Annotated in this window: 11 protein-coding genes; 4 read left to right on the top strand and 7 right to left on the bottom strand. The window is 55.7% G+C overall.

The genetic code is table 11. From position 1 onward, the window contains the following. Window positions 1-1,049: 1,049 nt before the first annotated feature. Window positions 1,050-2,264: a DUF1559 family PulG-like putative transporter gene (locus ABEA92_RS15085; RefSeq protein WP_345684678.1), complete on the top strand. Its 1,215-nt coding sequence runs from the start codon at window positions 1,050-1,052 to the stop codon at window positions 2,262-2,264. Between the two features lie 201 nt (window positions 2,265-2,465). On the opposite strand, the gene ABEA92_RS15090 is transcribed toward ABEA92_RS15085, so the two are convergent. Continuing rightward, entirely contained in the window at window positions 2,466-2,651 is a 186-nt protein-coding gene (locus ABEA92_RS15090; RefSeq protein ID WP_345684679.1) for a hypothetical protein, read from the bottom strand. A gap of 220 nt (window positions 2,652-2,871) precedes the next feature. On the opposite strand from ABEA92_RS15090, the gene ABEA92_RS15095 reads away from it, so the two are divergent. Beyond that, window positions 2,872-4,530, top strand: coding sequence for an FG-GAP repeat domain-containing protein (locus ABEA92_RS15095; protein ID WP_345684680.1), 1,659 nt, complete (start codon window positions 2,872-2,874; stop codon window positions 4,528-4,530). Window positions 4,531-4,537: 7 nt separating this feature from the next. Here ABEA92_RS15095 and ABEA92_RS15100 read toward each other — a convergent pair whose 3' ends face one another. From ABEA92_RS15100 to ABEA92_RS15115, 4 genes are all read right to left on the bottom strand, one after another. After that, window positions 4,538-5,842 carry a tetratricopeptide repeat protein gene (locus tag ABEA92_RS15100; RefSeq protein ID WP_345684681.1) on the bottom strand — a complete coding sequence of 435 codons (1,305 nt, stop codon included), beginning with the start codon at window positions 5,840-5,842 and terminating at the stop codon, window positions 4,538-4,540. 165 nt (window positions 5,843-6,007) lie between these two features. Further along, window positions 6,008-6,475, bottom strand: a complete 468-nt coding sequence (locus tag ABEA92_RS15105; RefSeq protein ID WP_345684682.1) for a hypothetical protein — start codon at window positions 6,473-6,475, stop codon at window positions 6,008-6,010. A 380-nt stretch (window positions 6,476-6,855) separates the two neighbouring features. Next, on the bottom strand, window positions 6,856-8,265 hold the full coding sequence (locus tag ABEA92_RS15110; protein ID WP_345684683.1) for a DUF1501 domain-containing protein: 1,410 nt from the start codon (window positions 8,263-8,265) through the stop codon (window positions 6,856-6,858). A gap of 4 nt (window positions 8,266-8,269) precedes the next feature. Next, window positions 8,270-11,575, bottom strand: a complete 3,306-nt coding sequence (locus tag ABEA92_RS15115; RefSeq protein WP_345684684.1) for a PSD1 and planctomycete cytochrome C domain-containing protein — start codon at window positions 11,573-11,575, stop codon at window positions 8,270-8,272. Between the two features lie 250 nt (window positions 11,576-11,825). Here ABEA92_RS15115 and ABEA92_RS15120 point away from each other — a divergent pair, with 250 nt between their 5' ends. Then, window positions 11,826-15,611 carry a 3-keto-alpha-glucoside-1,2-lyase-like domain-containing protein gene (locus ABEA92_RS15120; protein WP_345684685.1) on the top strand — a complete coding sequence of 1,262 codons (3,786 nt, stop codon included), beginning with the start codon at window positions 11,826-11,828 and terminating at the stop codon, window positions 15,609-15,611. A gap of 407 nt (window positions 15,612-16,018) precedes the next feature. Here ABEA92_RS15120 and ABEA92_RS15125 read toward each other — a convergent pair whose 3' ends face one another. Next, window positions 16,019-17,083, bottom strand: coding sequence for a hypothetical protein (locus ABEA92_RS15125; RefSeq protein WP_345684686.1), 1,065 nt, complete (start codon window positions 17,081-17,083; stop codon window positions 16,019-16,021). A gap of 227 nt (window positions 17,084-17,310) precedes the next feature. Between ABEA92_RS15125 and ABEA92_RS15130 the strand changes: the two genes are divergently transcribed. Continuing rightward, window positions 17,311-18,930 (top strand): tetratricopeptide repeat protein, encoded by a 1,620-nt coding sequence (locus tag ABEA92_RS15130; protein ID WP_345684687.1) that lies wholly within the window; start codon window positions 17,311-17,313, stop codon window positions 18,928-18,930. Between the two features lie 5 nt (window positions 18,931-18,935). Here ABEA92_RS15130 and ABEA92_RS15135 read toward each other — a convergent pair whose 3' ends face one another. Next, window positions 18,936-19,697, bottom strand: coding sequence for a TSUP family transporter (locus ABEA92_RS15135; protein WP_345684688.1), 762 nt, complete (start codon window positions 19,695-19,697; stop codon window positions 18,936-18,938). Window positions 19,698-19,761: the final 64 nt, after the last annotated feature.

Genomic DNA, 19,761 nt, shown 5'->3' on the forward strand with positions numbered 1-19,761 from the left:
TTTAAGCCGCCATCTGGTCAAACGGCTGGAATCGATGGGGTTCGAGGTGACGCTCCGGCCTTTCCAGGCAGCCTGAACGACGTCACGTCACCTAAACACAAATAATCCACAAGCCGATATTTAAGGCCTTGTCCATAAGAGCCATCGCTATCGGTCTGCCCGCACCCAGCAAATTACCGGATGCCGTTTTCGGAGCAGCGTAGCTACAGGGCGTAAGTTTGCCTGCGGCAAGAGGTGTATGATGGACTTCCTCGTCCGTCAATGGTGTATTTCGACGGACGAGGACGTCCGTCGTACGACTTAATCAACAGCCCGTAAAGCATTTCTTCGTAGCTGTCGTTGTCAGAAGATGGTGATTCGTATTTGGGTGGCAACCTTCCACGCTCTGGCAAGCGTAGCTACAGGATGTAAGTTTCCTGCGGCAAGAGGTGTATGATGGACTTCCTAGTCCGTCAACGGTGTATTTCGACGGACGAGGACGTCCGTCGTACGACGCAATCAACAGTCCGTAAACCATTTCTTCGTAGCTGCCGTTGTCAGAAGATGGTGATTCGTATTTGGGTGGCAATCTTCCACGCTCTGGCGAGTGTAGCTACAGGGCGGCAATGCCATCATTTGAGACCTGGTTTTCCCGCTTGGTGCCGGTCGCCGAATCGGCTGGGAGAGGTTTTTGGGAACATTTGAAAATTTTGTGAAGTTTTCTCGAAACACTTGCTCGCCAAACTCGTTCTATAGAGTGCAGTGTATAAGGTCCCACCCTGGATCGTCCGATCCGCTTCTACATTGATGTCACATCGGAAGTGTAAATCCTGTTTGAGGTTTCGATGTCGCTTCTGAATCTCTAGCGTCCTGGACGTCATGCCTTCGCCTTCGTGATGGCGGTTTCTTCGTAAACGCCCCCGAGATCGCGGGCTAAAGGTCTGCGCAAAACGCGAGTCCCTTGACCGCAATCCGCCCCAAACGCCACCGGTCTGACACCGGAACGCTGCCGCCCTAGATCCGTATTCTTTCTGTCTTTCCCGTTACTCCCCAGCACAAGGACATTGTTAATGAAAACACGAATGCAAAACTCAGGTTTCACCTTGGTGGAACTGCTTGTTGTGATCGCCATTATTGGCGTGCTCGTCGGATTGCTGCTTCCCGCCGTGCAAGCGGCCCGTGAAGCCGCCCGGCGAATGAGTTGCAGCAACAACTTTAAGCAGCTTGGTTTGGCACTGCATAATTACCATGCGGCTTACAACAAGTTTCCGATGGACGGCACGGGGACTCAGCCTACTGTGCGGACCGACGCGTGGGCTGGCGTGGCCACCGGGAACAACCTGCGTTTGAGCATGCTGGTAGGATTGACCCCGTTTATGGAACAACAGGCGTTGTGGGAGCAGATTAGCAATCCATTGGCGTTCAATTCCGACGGTACCAGCAAATCGCCGCCTTGGCCGGCAATGGGACCGACCCCAGAGAATATCAATTACGGACCTTGGACGACGGAGATTGCGGGGCTGCGTTGTCCCAGTGATCCAGGGGTTGGACTGCCCGCACTGGGACGCTCAAACTACGTCGCCTGCTATGGCGATTCGGTCATCAATTCGATCACGAGCGTCTATAGCATTGGCTCGACCGTCACCTTCCCCTACGTGATCACCACGACGAACTCAGAGAATTGTCGCGGTGGCAATCGAGGCATGTTCAACCGCGGATTGCAGCTTGGCGTTCGTGATTGCTTGGACGGGACCGCCAACACGATCATCATGGGAGAAATCGCGACCTACCTTGGGGACAAGGACATTCGTACGATCTCGACGGCAGGCACCGCCAATGTGACCAGCCTGATTCGCGACAACCCCAGTTGGTGTCGTGACCAAACCGGCGGCACGGCAGCCCACATTGATCCAGCGCGTCCGCAATTCTGGAGCGGCAATACCGTGACGGCTGGAGTGGGGCGTGGTTTTCGCTGGGCCGATTCAATGCCTAGCTTTGGTATGTGCTCGACCATTCTGCCACCCAACAAAGAGTATTGCGGACACGGCAGCGACACTCGTCCGAACGTCACTGTGATGTCCAGCCAGCATCAGGGCGGTTGTCACGTGCTGATGACCGACGGAGCGGTGAAGTTCGTCACCGATTCGATCGAAGCCGGTGATTCGCACGCGGGAATGGTTTACAACGGCGGTACGGGAGCACAGGCGCCCGGCAGCAAGAGTCCTTATGGGCTTTGGGGGTCGCTGGGGACGCGGGCATCCAAGGAAACCGTTCAAGACTTCTAATCGGCTGGCCGCCAATGGCGGCTTCGCATGCGAAGGTATCAAACGCCTCAGGCCGAATTCGGCCTGAGGTTTTTTGATTGGCGAACCATGGATCGAACCGGTGATCAAAACATTAATCGATGCATTGATCGGTACGTTCGATGTTGCTCGTCAATCGAGTGAAACGGCTGCGTCGTGTACGACACGGCCCGTTGCAAAGGGCTACTTCTTTGCGGCGGCTTTCATGGCAGCCGTTTCGGCTTCTTCGATCGCCTTTTGCTGAGCTTCGTATTCCTGAATCGCGGTGGGATCAGCATCCTTGACCACATTTCCATCGCCCGCTTTGTCGCCACAGCCGGCGACCACCAGAACCATCAGCATCCACAATACATTCAGTAATCGATTCATTATGTTACCATGTTACAAAGAGAGACGGATCACACTGCTCGGCTTCGGTTTGCTTGCACCTAATAGGCTAGCACGCCCAGCGTTAGAATACGAGCAAAACGAGCAGGTCGGTAGATGACAACGACTCATTTGGTAAATCAATAGATTCGGTTTCCCTGTCATGGCTTCCCGCAGCACTAGCTTGGTTTCTTCAAGCAAGGTTCCCCGCAAGAGAATTTGGATGTCCCATCGTCGCTACGATTGCTTGCAGCTCTGGATTGCGTCGTGCGGTTTGGCGATTGTGTTGCTTTGCGTTTCGGCGGGGTGCAGCGATGTGTCGTCAACGGTGCCGTCAACCAAGCCGGCATTAAGTTCCACGACGGCAGACGTTAATTTATCTGATTCGAAATCGACCGCTGCCGCAGCACTAGTGACGCAAGATGCAGCCGAGCAACAGGCGTTTCTGACGCGAATGCGGCCTCAGGTCGAAGCGTTCTGTGGCGATTGCCACGTGATGCCCAAGTTCGCAAATGTGGACCGCGAGCATTGGCCGCGAGAAGTCGCCAAAGGCTTTGAGTTTTATCGGATTTCAGGGCGTACGGATTTGCATGTCCCCGATGTCCAAGAGGTCACCGACTACTTCGTCTCGCTGGCTCCTGAAAAACTGGTGATGCCCGCCACCATTGCGGGGAATCCCTTTTCGGTGGTTGATTTCCAGCCGACGCCGATTCACAAGTCGGTGGGCCGCAGCGTTGCAGCACAGCCGCCGTGCATCAGTTCGCTAAAATGGGTTGATTTGGATTCAAACGGTCGCCGGTCGCTTGTGTATTGTGACCTTGGGACGGCGACGCTCTACAAATATCAACCGGATCAAACGAACAGCGCACCGCAAACGTTGGCCGTGCTGTATCAGCCAGTGCAATTTGAACTGTGTGATCTGAACGAAGACGAACGGATGGATCTGCTGGTCGCCGACCTCGGCGAGTTCTTGCCAGCGGACAGCGATCTGGGGCGTGTCGTCTGGTTAAAGCGACAGGAATCCGGCGAGCGTTTCGAGTCGATTGTTTTGCAAGAGGGTCTCGGGCGAGTGACCGATGTGAAGCCTGGCGACTTTGACGCCGACGGAGATACGGACATCCTGGTTGCTGAGTTTGGTTGGCGAAAAACCGGTCGAATTTTGATGCTGGAAAACACCGGCGTGGACGAACAGGGGCAACCCACATTTGAGATGCGGGTGATCGACGAACGACATGGAACCATCGAAACGCCGGTCGTTGATCTCAATGGCGATGGGCATCTCGACTTTGTCGCGTTGATCAGCCAAGAGTTCGAAATTGTCGAGGCATTCATCAATCAAGGGAACGGTCAGTTTGAAACGCAAACCATTTGGCGAGCCGATGATCCGATGTACGGGTCGGCCCGAATTGAATTGGCGGATGTGGACGGCGACGGCGATACCGATGTCGTCTACGCAAATGGTGATTCCTTTGACACTGGTTCGAAACCCTATCACTCGGTGCAGTGGCTAGAGAATCAGGGCGTCTTTCCGTTCCAGCATCATCACATCACGTTCATGCCGGGAGTGCTGGCAATCAAGCTGGCAGACTTTGATCAGGATGGCGATTTGGACATTGTCGCCGGCGCGTTGGTGCCCGAGCGATTCGATGCGTCATTGGAAGCTGCCGGCGTTGAATCGTTGGTTCTGCTCGAACAAGTTTCCTCGGGTGAATTTAAACGCACCAAGATCGAGGTGGCGTCGAATTACCATGGTGCCATCGAAGTGGGGGATTTCGATGGCGACGGACGCACCGATATCGCGGTTGGGAATTTCTTGCATTTCCATCCCCATTTGCCTTCACGCCAGGACTTTACCCTGTGGATGAACCAGGGTAAACGGTGACCTTGTTTTAGTTGCGATGTGCGACCGCTGGTAACGCCAAATGCGAAAGATCGATTTGCAGTTCAGGGTGCCCTTGCTGGACTTGCCACGGGGTCTGTTTGCTCATTTTCGAGACCACTGCGTCGCGGGCCGCTGTGACGTCCGTGCTTGGGTCTTCGGGTAATGTCAACGCGACGGTCAGCCATGCTTCCGCTTCCCAAAGTCTGCCGAGCTCCGACAGGATCAAGGCAATCTCCACCGCGGTCGCACGCGATATGCTTCTTGATCTTACAAACCGATGGCGTGCTTGGCGAAGTCGTTTGAGTCGTTCAATGCAGCGGTCAATCGACTCGAGCGTTTCCGAAGTGACGTTCGCATCACAATTCTGCAATTGATTGAGTGCGGTACGAAGCCCAGTCCAGGCATCCAAGACGTACGAGTCACGTTGGGTTGCTTCCCAATAGCAGCGGGCGGCGCCGCAGTGGTCATTCTGGTGCGAAGCCCAGTCGCCTACGGTCTGCCAATAGCCGACCTCCTCTTTGTAGGCACCCTGCAGCCGAGCTGCCCAAGAATCGAGCGAGTCGTATTTGCCCGCTTCCACGATGGCTTCGCCTAGCAAGATTTGCGACTGGACTGATTCGGGATGAGCATCCAAGATCTCTTCGAGTTTCATGATCGCGTCGGCGTACAGTCCTTGATCCATCGCAATCATGGCCTGTGGGATGAGTGGCCTTTTGTCATTTGGGTTGCGGGCGACAATCTTCGCCAACGAATCGGGTTCCGGTGGATTTCGGCCGGTGTTGCATAGTGACGTAAGTAATTCGACGTCGAACCGACGATTCAGGACTAAGTAACGGCCATGGGGTTCGGCCAGCGTGCGATTTTCCATTCCCATCAACAGGTCAAAAATCAGTCGCCGCGTTTGCAGCTGTTCCGGCTGGGCCGTGACCGCGGCGGTCAGAAAATCGATTGCGTCAAACAGTCGTCCGACAAAGATCGCTGCGACGACCGCTTGCTGTATTCGCGTTTCATTCTTAAACGCTTCGGCTCGACATGCTGCCATCAACAGGTCAGCTGATTCATTCGGGTGATCGCTTTCGAAAGCCACGCGAGCGAGTTTGGCGAGGACTTGATGATCGTCGCGGTGGTCGGTTAGGACGGCATCGGATAAACGCCATGCCTGGTCCCATCGACCTTGTCGTATTTCCTCATTCATTGCCGTCAACGGCGATGTTGGTTCGTCGTCTTGCGGTGCGTGATTCTGCTTGCACCCTGCACAACAGGCCGCCGCGACGCTGAGAATCAGGAGGCCTAACGCAATCGACGTTCGCATGTTTTGAATGCTCGATGCAAATTGGAATGGAGGGTGAGATAAGACAATCTCGTCTGCCTCATTTTATCACGAACCGTCGCATTGTAAGTCGGCACTGTGCGGTGGCTAAGTCAGAATCCCATTTTGCAACGCCACCGGACAATCGAGCCTTTGACTCGCTAGGGTTTACACCCCGGTGATCCCTCGTCGCTTAAGTTCTGTCTCCATTCGTTTGATGCTCAGCGCGTCGTAGACGACCATTTCGATACGCTCATCGCCTTGCAGGAATGTCCATTTTCCCGGATTGACGTGCTCGCAACGAAGGTCGCTGGACCACCACACGATGCGTCCGTCGGGCAGTCTCATGCCGTGTTCACCGACGGTGATGGTGGGAAACCAGTACCAAGCCGAGGTCAGCCCCGCCGCCATCGCCAGCAGCACTGCGATCACGAAACGGTAACCCCAAATAAAGTTGCCAGCGGACAAGCGTCCCACGTGACGAACGTAGATGGTGCCGCTGGATTCCAGATCCCAAACACACCAGATCCCAAACGCCAACATCATCATGCCGACGATTCCAGCGATCCATTTGGCGGCCGCAACGGGCGTGGACCAGAGGACTGGCCCGATGTCATTCGAATTTTGCGGCTTCAATGGATTCCTCGTGGTAAAAGGCGGGTATGACGCTGAGCCCCATCGTCAACGCTGTAAAGCAACTTTTCTTATCGAGTTTGGCTAATTTAGCGTAGCGGAAGTCGTCAACGGCTTGTTGGTTTAGTCGTACGATGGACTTCCTAGTCCGTCGAATCCACTATTGACGGACTAGGAAGTCCATCCTGCACCCCTTGCCGCAGGAAACTTCATTAAATCAACAAGCCGTCAAGACTTTCGTTCGATCGGCGTATGCCCCCCGAAACTCTTGACGAGTTCCGCTACAGAATATGCTTCACAGTGCTGCCACATCATCGATGGCGACCTTCTAGCTGGACATCGCCACGTCGGCGTGAAAGTCGCGTTGCTTCGGGTTGTGATGATCATGCCAAGATATCGTGAATCACGTTGCCATGGACATCGGTCAAGCGAAAATCACGGCCGGCATACCGATAGGTCAAACGCTCGTGATCGAGCCCCAAGCAATGCAGCATCGTGGCATGCAAATCATGCACACTGGTGCGATTCTGTTCTGCTCGGAAGCCAAATTCGTCCGTTGCGCCGTAGACCGTTCCCCCTTTGATTCCACCTCCAGCCATCCAGACGCTGAATCCCCAGTGATTGTGGTCACGACCTAGCAGCGAGGCGCCGCCGGAGCCCAATTCCACCGTCGGCGTGCGTCCAAATTCGCCGCCCCACAGCACCAGCGTGTCGTCCAACATGCCTCGCTGCTTCAAATCGGTAAGCAGTCCCGCAATCGGCTGGTCCAACTCGCCAGCCAGTTTGCGGTGGTTGTCTTCAATCTTATCGTGGTTGTCCCAAGGTTGACCCGCGCCGTGCCACAATTGCACATACCGCACTCCGCGTTCGAGCAATCGCCGCGCGATCAGCGTTTGACGCCCGTGGACGCCAGAGCCATAAAGATCCAAAATATGCTGCGGTTCGTCCGCCAGCTCAAACGCTTCTCGGGCATCCTGCTGCATGCGAAACGCCAGCTCATACGACTGAATCCTGGCTTGCAATTGAGCGTCGTGGCGGGGCTGTAGGTGTTGGTGGTTCCAGCGGCGAAGTAGATCCAATTGCCGTCGCTGGACATCGTTTGACACCTGAGGATGTTCAATGTTTTCAATGAGCTTGCGAAACTCACGATGCTGCGAATCGATGTAGGTGCCCTGAAACGCGCCCGGCAGAAACGCGGACTGCCAGTTCTCGTTGTCTTTGATGGGCAAACCTCCGGGGCACATCGAAATAAATCCGGGTAGGTTCTGGTTTTCGGTCCCCAGGCCATACATCAGCCACGATCCCATACTGGGTCGCGTTTGAACGGAGTCGCCACAATTCATCAGCATCAGCGACGGTTCGTGATTGGGGACCTGGGCGTACATCGAGCGGATGACGGCGATATCATCAATATGTTGCGCGGTTCGCGAGAACAATTCGCTCACTTCGATCCCCGATTCTCCATATCGTTTAAACGAAAAGGGGGATGGAAACGCGGCACCGGTTTTGCGTTCGGTCGTCAGCGTGTTAGCGAGCGGTTGGCCGGCGTACTTCGCCAACGCGGGTTTCGGGTCAAACGTGTCGACATGCGACGGCCCTCCATTAAGAAAAAAGTGAATAACACGCTTTGCACGACCAGGAAAATGAGGCGATCGCGCAGCCAGCGACCCCGGCGTGCCTGTTTCGGATGCCAGCAATTGATCGTCGCCCAACACGCCCGCCAGCGCCAATGAGCCCAGGCCAAGTGCGGACCGCGACAGTAAATCACGGCGGTTGATATGCGGGTTTGTCATCAAATTAATCCACAAATAAAAATTCGTTGGTGCACAACAACACCTGAGCAAGCTGCTCGAGTTCGTCGAGTTGTCCGGTGGTGTCTTTCGTGAAGTCGGACGTGGCATTCCAACTTTCGCCTGACGAAGCTTCGAGCGTGATCTCCCAGAGGTACTGATCGCTATTGAGTACCTTGTTGATATCCACGATGAAGTCGATTGTTTCGCCTGGTTGCACGGCCAACGTGTCAACATTCATATCGACGACGTCCTTGTGGAGGCTGGCCGATGCGAGCAGTCCGCCAGACGAGCTGAAGATACTGGCGCGAATTCCATCACCGGGGGTTGCTTGATGGGTTACTTTAGATCGAATCGAAACCGTCATCGCACGCGGGGCGGTCCAGCGACGAACCGCGGCATGCTGAACATCGTTTCCCGGATGGCCGCCGGTCGCGGTGAGTTGAACCCAGCCGAGTTTGGCATCAGGCCAAGCGGGGCCGCCCTGCCAAGCTAGGCCAGTAAAATGTGGCAATTGCGTGAATCCCTCAAGCCGCTTTGTTGCGGAATCGTAGTGCCCGAAACCATAGCTCCACTCGAGTTCTCCGGTTTCGATTTTAGTCACCTCTTTGGAAATCGGATGGGCTAACAACGTCATCGCGTCGGCCAGCTCAATTTCACTCGGCGGTCGCTGGTAGGCAAGATCGAACATTCGGGTGACCGCTTGCTGTGGCGATTCATGCCGAAAAAGATTCGCCAGCGCTCGAGCACGCTCGAGCACCAACGGATGATTCATGAAGAACAATGCTTGTTGAGGAACCGTCGTTTGGTTTCGCTTGGGGACATGTAAGTCCGGGTTCGCAAAATCGAACATCCGCAAAGCTGTCGGAAAGTATTGTCGATCGATTTGTCCATAGAGGCTGCGGCGGTTCGGAAAAGGAGCCGCAAACATATCGACGGGTTTGCCTCCGACGCTTCGATCCAGCGACTCGGAAGCTTGCAGTAGCGAATCGCGAAGTTCTTCAAACGAAACCCGCCGCGGATTCATTCGTGACAGCAAGCGGTTTTCGGGATCCACTCGGGTCATACGTTGCCGATGTTCGGCGTTTTCAGGCATCGTCGAGCTTTGTCGATACGTCGCGGATAACACGATCAAACGATGCAGCGACTTGAGGCTCCAGTCTTTCCGTATCCACTCTGCGGCCAGCCAATCGAGCAATTGCGGATGCGAGGGGGGATCCGCTCGCACACCAAAATCGCTGGGTGTCAACACCAAGCCGGTGCCAAAATGATGCATCCAAACGCGGTTGACCATCACTCGTGCGGTTAGCGGATTTTGCGGATCGATGATGGCTTGGGCTAGTTCCAATCGTCCGCTGCCAATTTGGAAGGGTTGCTGCGTTGGCCCGCGAATCACGCTCAGAAACTGACGCGGCACATCGTCGCCCAGCTTCAATGGATTGCCGCGCAGAAAGACCCGTGGTTCGACCGGCGTCGCCAAGTCCACGAGCGAAACGGCGACAGGAATCGGTTCGGCGGCATTGATCAACCAGCGGTCGATTTCACCTTGAAGCTTCCACAGCGTGGTCACACTGCTACTGTCGAAGAACGTTTCACAGTGCGAGATCGGGGTCTCTGGAACGCGGCACACCGGCGAATTTAACACTGCCCGCAGGGCTTCGGTATCGGCATCGTCCGACACGACCTCTGGATTGATTTGGGCAAAGACTTCACCGTATCGATCACAGACCTCGCGGAATGTTAGCGGCGGAGTACCAAAGGCTGCGGCAATTTTTGAGTTGACGTTTTGATTCCTGGCGGACGACTCGTGCCAACGTCGAGTCGCTTCGACTGCCTCGCTGGCAAACGTGGCCGGTTCGAGATCCGCGTATGCATGCCACAGCGCGAAGATTGGATCATGATTTTGTTTCGCAGCACGCAAATAGCCTTTCCACTGCCGCACGAACGCCGGCAGCAGATCGGATTTCTGGAAAATCTGATCAAAACCATCAGCCGGATATTTGTGCAATTCGGTTTGCGCAAACAAGTAATCGGCAATGCGTTCACGGGCTCGTTGTGAAGATTCGCTGGCTAGTTTCTGCATCGTTTCCTGCAGCGCCAGTTGTCGCTTTGCCAATTCGGCTTGAAACGCTTCGTCCCCAGGATGGTCGGTCAGCACGGTTTGTTTTTCGTAACAGCTGTCGAAAACGCCGTATAACGAATAGTAGTCGGCTGTCGGAATCGAGTCATATTTGTGGTTGTGACAGCGAGAGCAAGCGACTGTCAAACCCATCGTTCCACGGGTGACGACATCGATGCGATCATCAATCACATCACGTCGCACACCCAGAAAGCGACGTCCCAATGTCAGTAGCCCCATCGCCGCCAAGTCCTCCGGTTGGCTATCGGCGACCTGATCCGCCGCGATTTGTAGCAACAGAAAACGATCGTAAGGCATGTCGTCGCGAATCGCTTTGACAACCCAATCCCGATACGTCCAGGCCTGGGTCCAAAATCGTTCTTCACGCGCATACACGTAGCCTTTGGTATCCGAATAGCGAGCGACGTCGAGCCAGTGTCGACCCCAATGTTCGGCATAGTGCGGCGACTGCAGTAATCGTTCCACAAGTTTCTCATACGCCAACGGATCGTCGTCATGAATGAACGCAGCAACCTCGTCGGGCGTCGGTGGCAAACCGGTCAATGAATACGTCACGCGGCGGATCAACGTGCGACGATCCGCAGGGGGCGATGGCGGTAATCCATACTCGTTCCGTCGGGCCGCGATAAACGCATCAAGCGGTGTCTGAATCCATTCGGCGTCGGCAAGGTTTTGGGCGTCAGGAATCGCTGTTTGCTTAACCGCTTGAAACGCCCAGTGATCCTCGCGGTGGCGGGGTGTTTGCTCAACGGGCTGCATCGAATCCGCAGGCCACCGAGCACCACTATCGATCCAGGTCTCGATGGAGCGTATTTCGTGTTCCGGCAGTTCTTTGTTGGGCGGCATTTCCAGGCCACCGTCACGACGGATCGCCGAAACGAGCAAGCTGGCAGCGGCATCCCCTGGCACGATGGCCGCGTCGCTATCACCACCGGTTAGTAGCGATTGCAGAGAATCGACTCGCAAACCTCCTTGCTGCTTTTTGGGGCCGTGACATTGACCGCAGCGTTCCAGCAGAACCGGCCGCACTTGTTGCTCGAAAAAATGTTCTTCTTGGTCCGTCATCGCAACTGTGTTTTCACCGCCACACGCAGTGGCAACAAATAGCAATGCCGACAGAGCCACGAATCCGGTTAAACAGATGGCATCCGCGGAGCGCAGGTTCCCAGACAAAAGTCTCGAGGGGGTCACGAGAAACATGATTCGTAGGTGGGGCGAGAGGCGGGGCTGGCAAATCGCAAGCAGGCTTCAAATGTACCCGATGTGAGGGGGCAATGCTAAGATTTAATCTCCTCCCCCAACTGTAGTGGCACTAAATAGACTTTGCGATTCGCTCTGTATACACTGGTGCGTCCCACTCTGTGTCTCCTGCCCGTGTGGTGCTTCCCCCTCCCTTTTCCTCCACTATCCCAGCAGATTTTCGATGCTACTGCGCTCCTTCGTTCCCTCTTTACTATCTCTTTTCCTTGCCGCCACAGCCTGTTTGGCAGATAATCCCTCGGACAAGAATGCCTCCGACAGCGAGAAATTCCAAATCCTATTCAATGGGAATGATCTTTCGGGGTGGAAAGGTGTCGATGGCTTCTGGTCGGTCTCGCAAGGCGCGATCGTAGGTCAAACGACCGAGGACAACCCCACCAAAGGCAACACGTTTTTGGTGTGGCAAGACGGCGAAGTTGCCGATTTCGAATTCCGCTGTAAAGTTCGTTTCGAAGGCAACAACTCGGGCGTCCAGTACCGTAGCGACATCGTCGATTCCGAAGGCTTTGTGTTGGCGGGCTACCAAGCGGACCTGCACCCCAGCCCCAACTACTTTGGCATGATGTACGGCGAAAAGTTTGCTGGTCGCGGCATCATCGCTACTCGTGGCCAGAAGATTCACATTCTGGCCGACGGCGAAAAGAAAGTGCTCGCCAAGTTACCCACCACGGAGCAACTTACTGACACGCAGTGGAACGATTTGCGGATCGTTGCTGTCGGCAATCGCATGATCCATCAAGTCAACGGCGTGACCACGGTCGATGTCACCGACGATCATCCCAAGGCCATGCAGAAAGGCGTGCTCGGATTGCAGTTGCATGCCGGTCCGGCGATGAAGGTCGAGTTCCGCAATCTGCTATTGCGAAATTTGGATGCTGAATCGGGCCAGCAGCTTGTTCGCCAAATCACGGAGTCCGCTGCGGCGCCAAGCAGCGACGACGCAGCGGCGGATCCGCAATCACCCGACGCAAAGAAGAAGTGGTTGACGGGGGCCCCGGAAGCTCAGTGGATTTGGAGCAAGCAATCGACGAGAAACCAAAAGCTATACTTTCGCAAAACGTTTTCGCTCGCGGCGGCCGCAAAATCGGCTCGCTTGTACACCACTTGTGACAACCATGTGAAAATTTGGATCAACGGGCATTTGGTCGGTCAAAGTGATGCGTGGCAAGAGCCGGTGGAAGCGGAGGTCGCAAAACATTTGAAGGCCGGCGAGAACGTGATCGCAGTCGAGGGCCAGAACGACGAAGGGGTTGCGGCATTGGTGCTGAAAATGACCGCAGAATTGGCGAACAATACCAATGCAACGATCGTTTCGGACAAATCATGGAAGATCGCCGATAGTGTCAGCGAAGGCTGGCAGACCGGCGCGGCCAACGCGGCAGCTTGGACCAGCGGCACGGTGCATGTGGCCGGTAAATTGGGCGTCGGTCCTTGGAACGTTCCGAACTATGGCAATGCAGCCGGCGGCAGCAACGATCCGCTAAACCCACGCCACATCATCACACAGCCTGGGTTCGTGATCGAGCGTTTGTACGAAGTCCCCAAATCCGAAGGGAGCTGGGTGTGTTTGACCACCGATGCAAATGGTGGTTTCTTTGCCAGCGATCAAGGCGACAAGGGGCTGTTTCACATCACCATCGTCGATGGCCAAACCAAGGTCGAGCCGATCGTTGTCAAAGATCCTGAAAGCGGACAAGTCCTCTCGGGAGCTCAAGGTTTGCTGTGGGCGTTTGATTCATTGTGGGTGCACCGCAATGGCGGTCATCTGTATCGTGTGACCGATAGCGATCAAGATGGCAAACTCGACACTGCCGAGCGTTACCCGAGCCGAACCGGCGGTGGTGAGCATGGCAATCATGCTCTGATTTTGACCGAAGACGGCAAGGGCATTTACATGGTCGGCGGGAACCATGCTCCGATGGGTGACGTCGCGTCCAAGCGAGTTCAGTCATGGGACGAAGACTTCTTGTTGCCACGGATGTGGGACGCTCGCGGTCACGCACGCGGACTGTTGGCTCCCGGCGGCTGGGTCACGCGGTTGGATCCTGAAACCAAAGAACAAGAATTGATCTGTATCGGATTCCGCAACGAGTACGACGTCGCGCTGAACCGATTCGGTGACATGTTCACGTTTGATGCGGACATGGAATGGGACATGGGCATGCCGTGGTACCGCCCCACTCGGATTTGCCAAGTCGTCAGCGGTGGCGACTACGGTTGGCGAAGCGGCAGCGGAAAATGGCGTCCTTATTTCGAAGACAGCCTGCCACCGGTCGTCGATATCGGTCCCGGTTCGCCCACCGGCGTTGCTTCGGGAATCGGAGCCGCGTTTCCGACGAAGTACCAAGACGCACTGTATGCACTGGATTGGACCTTCGGAACGATTTACGCCATTCACATGACACCAAACGGTGCGGGGTACATTGGCGAAAGCGAACCGTTTGTCTACGGCACGCCGCTTCCGGTAACCGATGCGATCGTCGGAGCGGATGGGCATTTTTACTTTACCGTCGGCGGACGTGGCACCGCTTCGGCCTTCTTTCGGGTGCGTTATGTCGGTGACCAATCGACGGCGGCTCCCGAAGCCATTGCGAATGATGCCGCGGCAAAAGCACGTCAAACGCGGCGGATGCTCGAAGCGTTTCACGGCCGCGTTGATGCCAAAGCAGTCGAGACCGCTTGGCCCTATTTGGCGAGCGAAGACCGTTTCATTCGCAATGCGGCACGTGTCGCGATCGAATCGCAACCGGTTTCCCAGTGGGCGGATCGGGCGCTGAGCGAATCGGATTTGCAAAGCAAAATCACCGCGGCCGTGGCGCTGGCACGACTGGGCGATTCCACTCACCAAGGACCGCTGCTAAACAGCTTGTCGGCAATGGAACCTGCCGAGCTTTCGGAAATGCAGCTATTGGGTTTGCTGCGAGCTTACCAATTGACCTTCATCCGCTTGGGTAAACCGAGCGAAGAACAGCGAAAACAGGTCATCGCAGAACTGGATGGTTTGTTGCCCCATGAATCTTCGGACGTGAACCGCGAACTCGTCACCATCCTGGTTTACTTGCGTTCGCCAACCGTGATCAGCAAGGCGATGAAGTTGATCACCGAAGGATCCGAACCCGTGATTCCGGATTGGGAAGAGTTGGCGAGCCGCAACCGTGGCTACGGAGCGAGCATCGACAAGATGCGTGAAAATCCACCGCCATCGCAAGAGATTGCATTGGCGTTCGAGTTGCGGAATTTGGCAACCGGTTGGACGTTGGATCAACGACGAGCCTATTTCGAATTTCTGAACCGCGCGGCAAAAGGTTCCGGTGGCGCCAGCTATCCAGGGTTCTTGGAGAACATGCGAACCGAGGCGTTGCAGACCTGTTCCAACGAAGAGCGTGAAGCCCTGCAAGACATCACCGGCGAGGACTTCAATCCTGTACCCGACTTTGAAATCACTCCGCCCAAGGGTCCTGGGAAAAAATGGACGCTTGACGAAGCGTTGGCTGCGACCGCTGGCAAGCCGGATTTCGAGCGAGGCCGAAGTTTGTTCTTTGCGGCGGAGTGTGGCAAGTGTCATCGCTTGGCCGGTTTGGGCGGCGGTGTCGGTCCCGATTTGACCAGCATCCCCAATAAGTTTGACCAGCGGTATGTGGTCGAAGCGATTGTGCACCCCAGCAAGGACATTTCGGACCAATACGGTTCGACCAATGTGCTGGTCGACAGTGGTCAAGTGGTCACGGGCATCGTGGTCGACAAGGGCGACAAGATCGAGGTCTATCCGGTCAAAGCGACGGACAAACCCGTCGTGGTCTCAAAAGACGAGATCGAAGCGATGGAGCCATCGACCGTGTCGCAAATGCCCGAGGGTCTGCTGGATGCACTCAGCAAGGAAGAGATTCGCGATTTGATCGCCTATCTGATGGCCGCTGGTAACCCCGAGGACCGTCGCTACCAAAAGTAGCGTCAAAGACATTCGCTGTAGCGGAAGTCGTCAACGGCTTGTTGGTTTATTCGTACGATGGACTTCCTAGTCCGTCGAATACACCATTGACGGACTAGGAAATCCATCATACACCCTCGCCGCAGGAAACTGCACTAAATCAACAAGCCGTCAAGACTTTCGACGTCGCGATGGTTCGGTGTCACAACATGACCCATGCAATCAGAATTCTGATTGCATGGGTAAAACGTTAACGGCTAGTTGATTTAGTGAGCCGCGACGCGTCAGCGGCCGGGTCCCACACGCGACCCGGTGTCTTACGGCCCACGGCTCACCATTGCGATTTCCATCCGGATTAAATCAACATGCCGTTGGAATTCCGCTGTCTCGGAATCATGCTTGCTGACCGACTGGCAGCCTGTGCTACGTTAGCGGACGGTAGCAGTGCCGCTAGCGTTTGCATTGACGGCGGCGTTGGTCGATGCCGCACTTTGGGCTGCGGCTTCGGCCGTTCCTTGAGCCTGAGCGATCGCTTGTTGCTGTGCCGATGCAAACGCAGCGAGCTGTGTTTCCATCGCGTCGGCGTGGGCCATCAATTCCGCGTTGGCCGATGCGATCGCTTGATCACGCATCTGCGAAATCTCGGCACGTCGTTGGCGTGCAGCAACGGCAATCATCGCCGACAAATCGACATTCGCGTCCAAGATTCCTGCGACACCAAATTCCCCGCTCGCTTGGCTTTGCGTTTGCGACGATGCTGAACCGTGCCCTTCGATGGCGGCTTCGCCCGAGGTCAACAAGGTTCCGCTGGTCGCTGCGGTGGTGCTTGCAGCTGCATCCGCGTGACTTTGGCCTTCGGCGGCAATGCCCGATGCCATGCCCGTTGCGGTGTGAGCGTGCTCTTGTGCGTTGGCCTTGATCACCGCTGCGGTGCGAAGTGGATTGAATTGACCAAAGATCGAATCGTAAACCGCCACGTCGCTGTGGGTGATTTGGATCGAGGTGGCCGAGACACCGATACGGGCTTGCGAGTTGCTTGACGTCGCGATCTGGTTTTGACCGACGCGAGCGTTGCCGTTGACATTGGCTTGCACACCGGCGTCAACGTTGGCGTTGGTGGCGGCCGAAAGGGCTGCCGAGGAGGCTGCTTTGCCAGTCGCTTGAGCACGGGCGGCCAAACGGGCTGCTTGGCGTGCGGTCGCTTCGATTTGGTTGTTCACTCGCGCGGTCACGTTGCCCGCGATTTGAGCTTGCACACGCTGCTGGACCTGAGCTTGGACTTGAGCCTGGACCTGCGATTGAATTTGATTTTGTACCTGTCCCTGCACTCGCTGCTGAACTTGTGCCTGGACCTGTTGTTGGACACGTTGCTGCGTTTGAGCTTGGGCTCCTGAAAGTGCACCGCCAAGGCCCTGAGCCTGTGCCGTGGTTGAGATCGCAGCCCCTGCGACGACGACTGCGATGATTCGTCTGATTCGTTTTTGATCGTTCATCCGTAAAACAAGCTCCATGCGAGGGAATAGAGAAGCGATTGAAAGTTTGTTGGCGATGAGATTCACGACCATCGTGAATCGGGGTGGTAATTCGCGGGGACCGCGTGTTACTAAGTGTTTGGAACGCCAAGCTTCGTTCACTTCACCGGCACACTACCTCATCCCGGTCGCAATACGCCAGACAGATTCGTTGGCCATTGCGATTTTTTGATCGTTGCATCGATTTAATGCTTTCAAATTCTTCACTCTCGACCGGCTCGCGATTCGCCTTTGGCGTCACATGGTGGTGCGTTTGTTGGTGCGCATGGTTGGGTGGCACCTTGGCGAGTTGTCTGTCGGCCCAAGATCAACCCACCGCTTTTGCCGCGTTTCCGCCGCAGAACCAGGTCAGCCCCAGTCAGAATCAAGTCGGCCCCAGTGACGCACAGGCCAGTGCAGCACCGCCCAGAGAGGGGCAGCTCGCTATGTTGTCAATGTTGCAACAGCGGGTCGCCAAAACCCCCAATCATTCCGATTCATGGCGGTCGCTCGGGCGATTGCAAAATACGCTCGGCGATCCCGATGCGGCTCTTGTTTCGATTCGCCACGCGATCCAGCTGGACCCCTATAACGCGGCAGCCCACTTCGATTTGGGGCAAATGCTTCGGACCGCGGGACAGCGTGACGAAGCTCAAACTCATTTCGACCGCGTCTATCAGATCGCTCCCGCCAGCTTGTATTCGGACCAATTGCGACAGCAAGGCGTGGTGAATCGTGGATCGAGCCAAGTTCAGCTGGGGGTACCTCGTGTGCAGCCATCCGCGGTGATGCCGGCGAATTCCACAGCGGCAAACGGTGAACTCGTTCCTGCCGCATCTGCCCTGCCCTCGCCTGCGGCAGCGCCAACGGTCCAGCCTGCGAGCTATTCGATTCAGTCGTTTGACGGATCGGATGATTTGGAGCGGAGATTCGACGAACTGGAAAGCGAGGTCGAGGCACCGCTTCATCGTCTGCGAGTCTTTTTCGAGACGGGCGTCTTGTACAACTCGAACATCACCTTGACGCCCATCAGTCGTGAATTGGCCCAAAGCGATGGTTCAAGTTTTCAAGCCTTTGCCAACCCCGATCTTGATTGGAAGTGGATTCGCACCGAAACGATGCGGATGGGGCCAATGTTCCGCGGCTACTTTACGGCGAACGAACAGCAGTTCGAACAGTTCAATCTGGCGAGCTTTCAGCCGGGAGCGTTTTTGGAACGTGATTTTCAGCTCGGAGCCAATGAGGCGATTGGGCGATTGGAATACATTTTCGCGAATGATTTTTTTGATGGTGACCAGGTCGGGGACCGTCATTCGGCAACCGCCTCGCTGACCTTGATTCGGCCTGATTTGGATGCCATCTATGGTTATTTGACGGTGGCTCAATCGAATTTCAATGACGATGGTATCGACCCTGCGACCACGTCCTTGGATGGCACGACGGTGACCGCGGGGATCAGCCGTTTCTTTCAAAGCGGTTGGGAGCGTTTGCCGATGTATTCGCTTGGGATCGATCTGGAATCCGCCGATACCAAGGGAGCCGATTACCGTTACCATTCGGTCAACTTGCATGGTTCGACGGAATGGGCGATCAGCGATCGATGGAAATTCATTCCGACGTGGGGAGTTGGCTATCGCGACTACGGCGACTTCACGGGCCCGGTGGCGCGCGATGAGTTCTTTTGGCGACTGCATGGCCGAGTCGAATACGCAATCACTGAATCGATGGCCATTGGGTTGGTGGCCGGGCACGACCGTTTCGCTTCGGACAATCAAGACTATGACACCGAGCGGACCGAAGGCGGCGTCGTGTTGACGTTCACTCGCTAACGAGCTTAGCGGCCGCTCAACCAGGGTGCCGCAAGTCCCGCGACGCCCATCACAAACAAGATGCCCAGTGTGATCCGTCGCAGCCGCGCACGTCCAAGCCAATTGCCAAAACGCAGGCCTGCAAACGTGACCAGCAACAACAGCGGCGTCATTGCGGCGGCCAGCAATCCAGGCTGAATGATCCGCGTGCCGAACGTGTAATACAGCAGCCCGATCGCCGGGAACATGCTGATCAAAAACATGCCAAACAGAAATCCGCGAATCCGTCGGGTGTCCCAATCATGAGCCTGCACCCAAAACACAATCGCCGGGCCGCCCATTCCTACAAGTCCCTGTAAGAAACCAGAAAGGGGAAAGGCAAGCCAAGCCCAGCCGCGATGCAGCGAGGTTTGCGGGCGAGGGTTCAATACCATCATGGCAATCGTCACGCTCAACACGACCCCGCCCACGACTTGCCGAAGCGTGATCACCGAATAGGACTCGAGCGTTTGCAGCACCGCGATGCCGATCGGCAGGAACAGAATCCGGGTAAAGCCAGGCACCTTTAGTTTGGAAAAGGAAATCGCGTCACGCAGTGTCCAAACGCCCCACAGGTTTTGCGGAATCGTGGCGACCAACAACGATGTTTGAGCTTCGGGAATCGAATAGCCACACCACATCAGCGAAGGGACAATGAATAGCCCCGCGGCAAAGCCGGCAGCCGATTGGACGAAGATTCCAATACATAGAATCAACGCGAACGGAAGGAGGGAAACGAGTTCGTTCATGATGATTCGCAGTGTAACCAGCCCGAGGCTGGTCCAGAAGGAGCGAAATCGAAAACGACTCGGA

It is taken from the genome of Novipirellula caenicola (genome assembly GCF_039545035.1).
GTDB lineage: Bacteria > Planctomycetota > Planctomycetia > Pirellulales > Pirellulaceae > Novipirellula > Novipirellula caenicola.

Bases quoted from the DNA above. Each gene is read 5' to 3' on its own strand.
- ABEA92_RS15110 (WP_345684683.1), bottom strand. From the start codon at position 8,265: ATGACAAACCCGCATATCAACCGCCGTGATTTACTGTCGCGGTCCGCA.
- ABEA92_RS15100 (WP_345684681.1), bottom strand. From the start codon at position 5,842: ATGCGAACGTCGATTGCGTTAGGCCTCCTGATTCTCAGCGTCGCGGCG.
- ABEA92_RS15120 (WP_345684685.1), top strand. From the start codon at position 11,826: ATGCTACTGCGCTCCTTCGTTCCCTCTTTACTATCTCTTTTCCTTGCC.
- ABEA92_RS15125 (WP_345684686.1), bottom strand. From the start codon at position 17,083: ATGAACGATCAAAAACGAATCAGACGAATCATCGCAGTCGTCGTCGCA.
- ABEA92_RS15090 (WP_345684679.1), bottom strand. From the start codon at position 2,651: ATGAATCGATTACTGAATGTATTGTGGATGCTGATGGTTCTGGTGGTC.
- ABEA92_RS15095 (WP_345684680.1), top strand. From the start codon at position 2,872: ATGTCCCATCGTCGCTACGATTGCTTGCAGCTCTGGATTGCGTCGTGC.
- ABEA92_RS15130 (WP_345684687.1), top strand. From the start codon at position 17,311: ATGCTTTCAAATTCTTCACTCTCGACCGGCTCGCGATTCGCCTTTGGC.
- ABEA92_RS15085 (WP_345684678.1), top strand. From the start codon at position 1,050: ATGAAAACACGAATGCAAAACTCAGGTTTCACCTTGGTGGAACTGCTT.
- ABEA92_RS15135 (WP_345684688.1), bottom strand. From the start codon at position 19,697: ATGAACGAACTCGTTTCCCTCCTTCCGTTCGCGTTGATTCTATGTATT.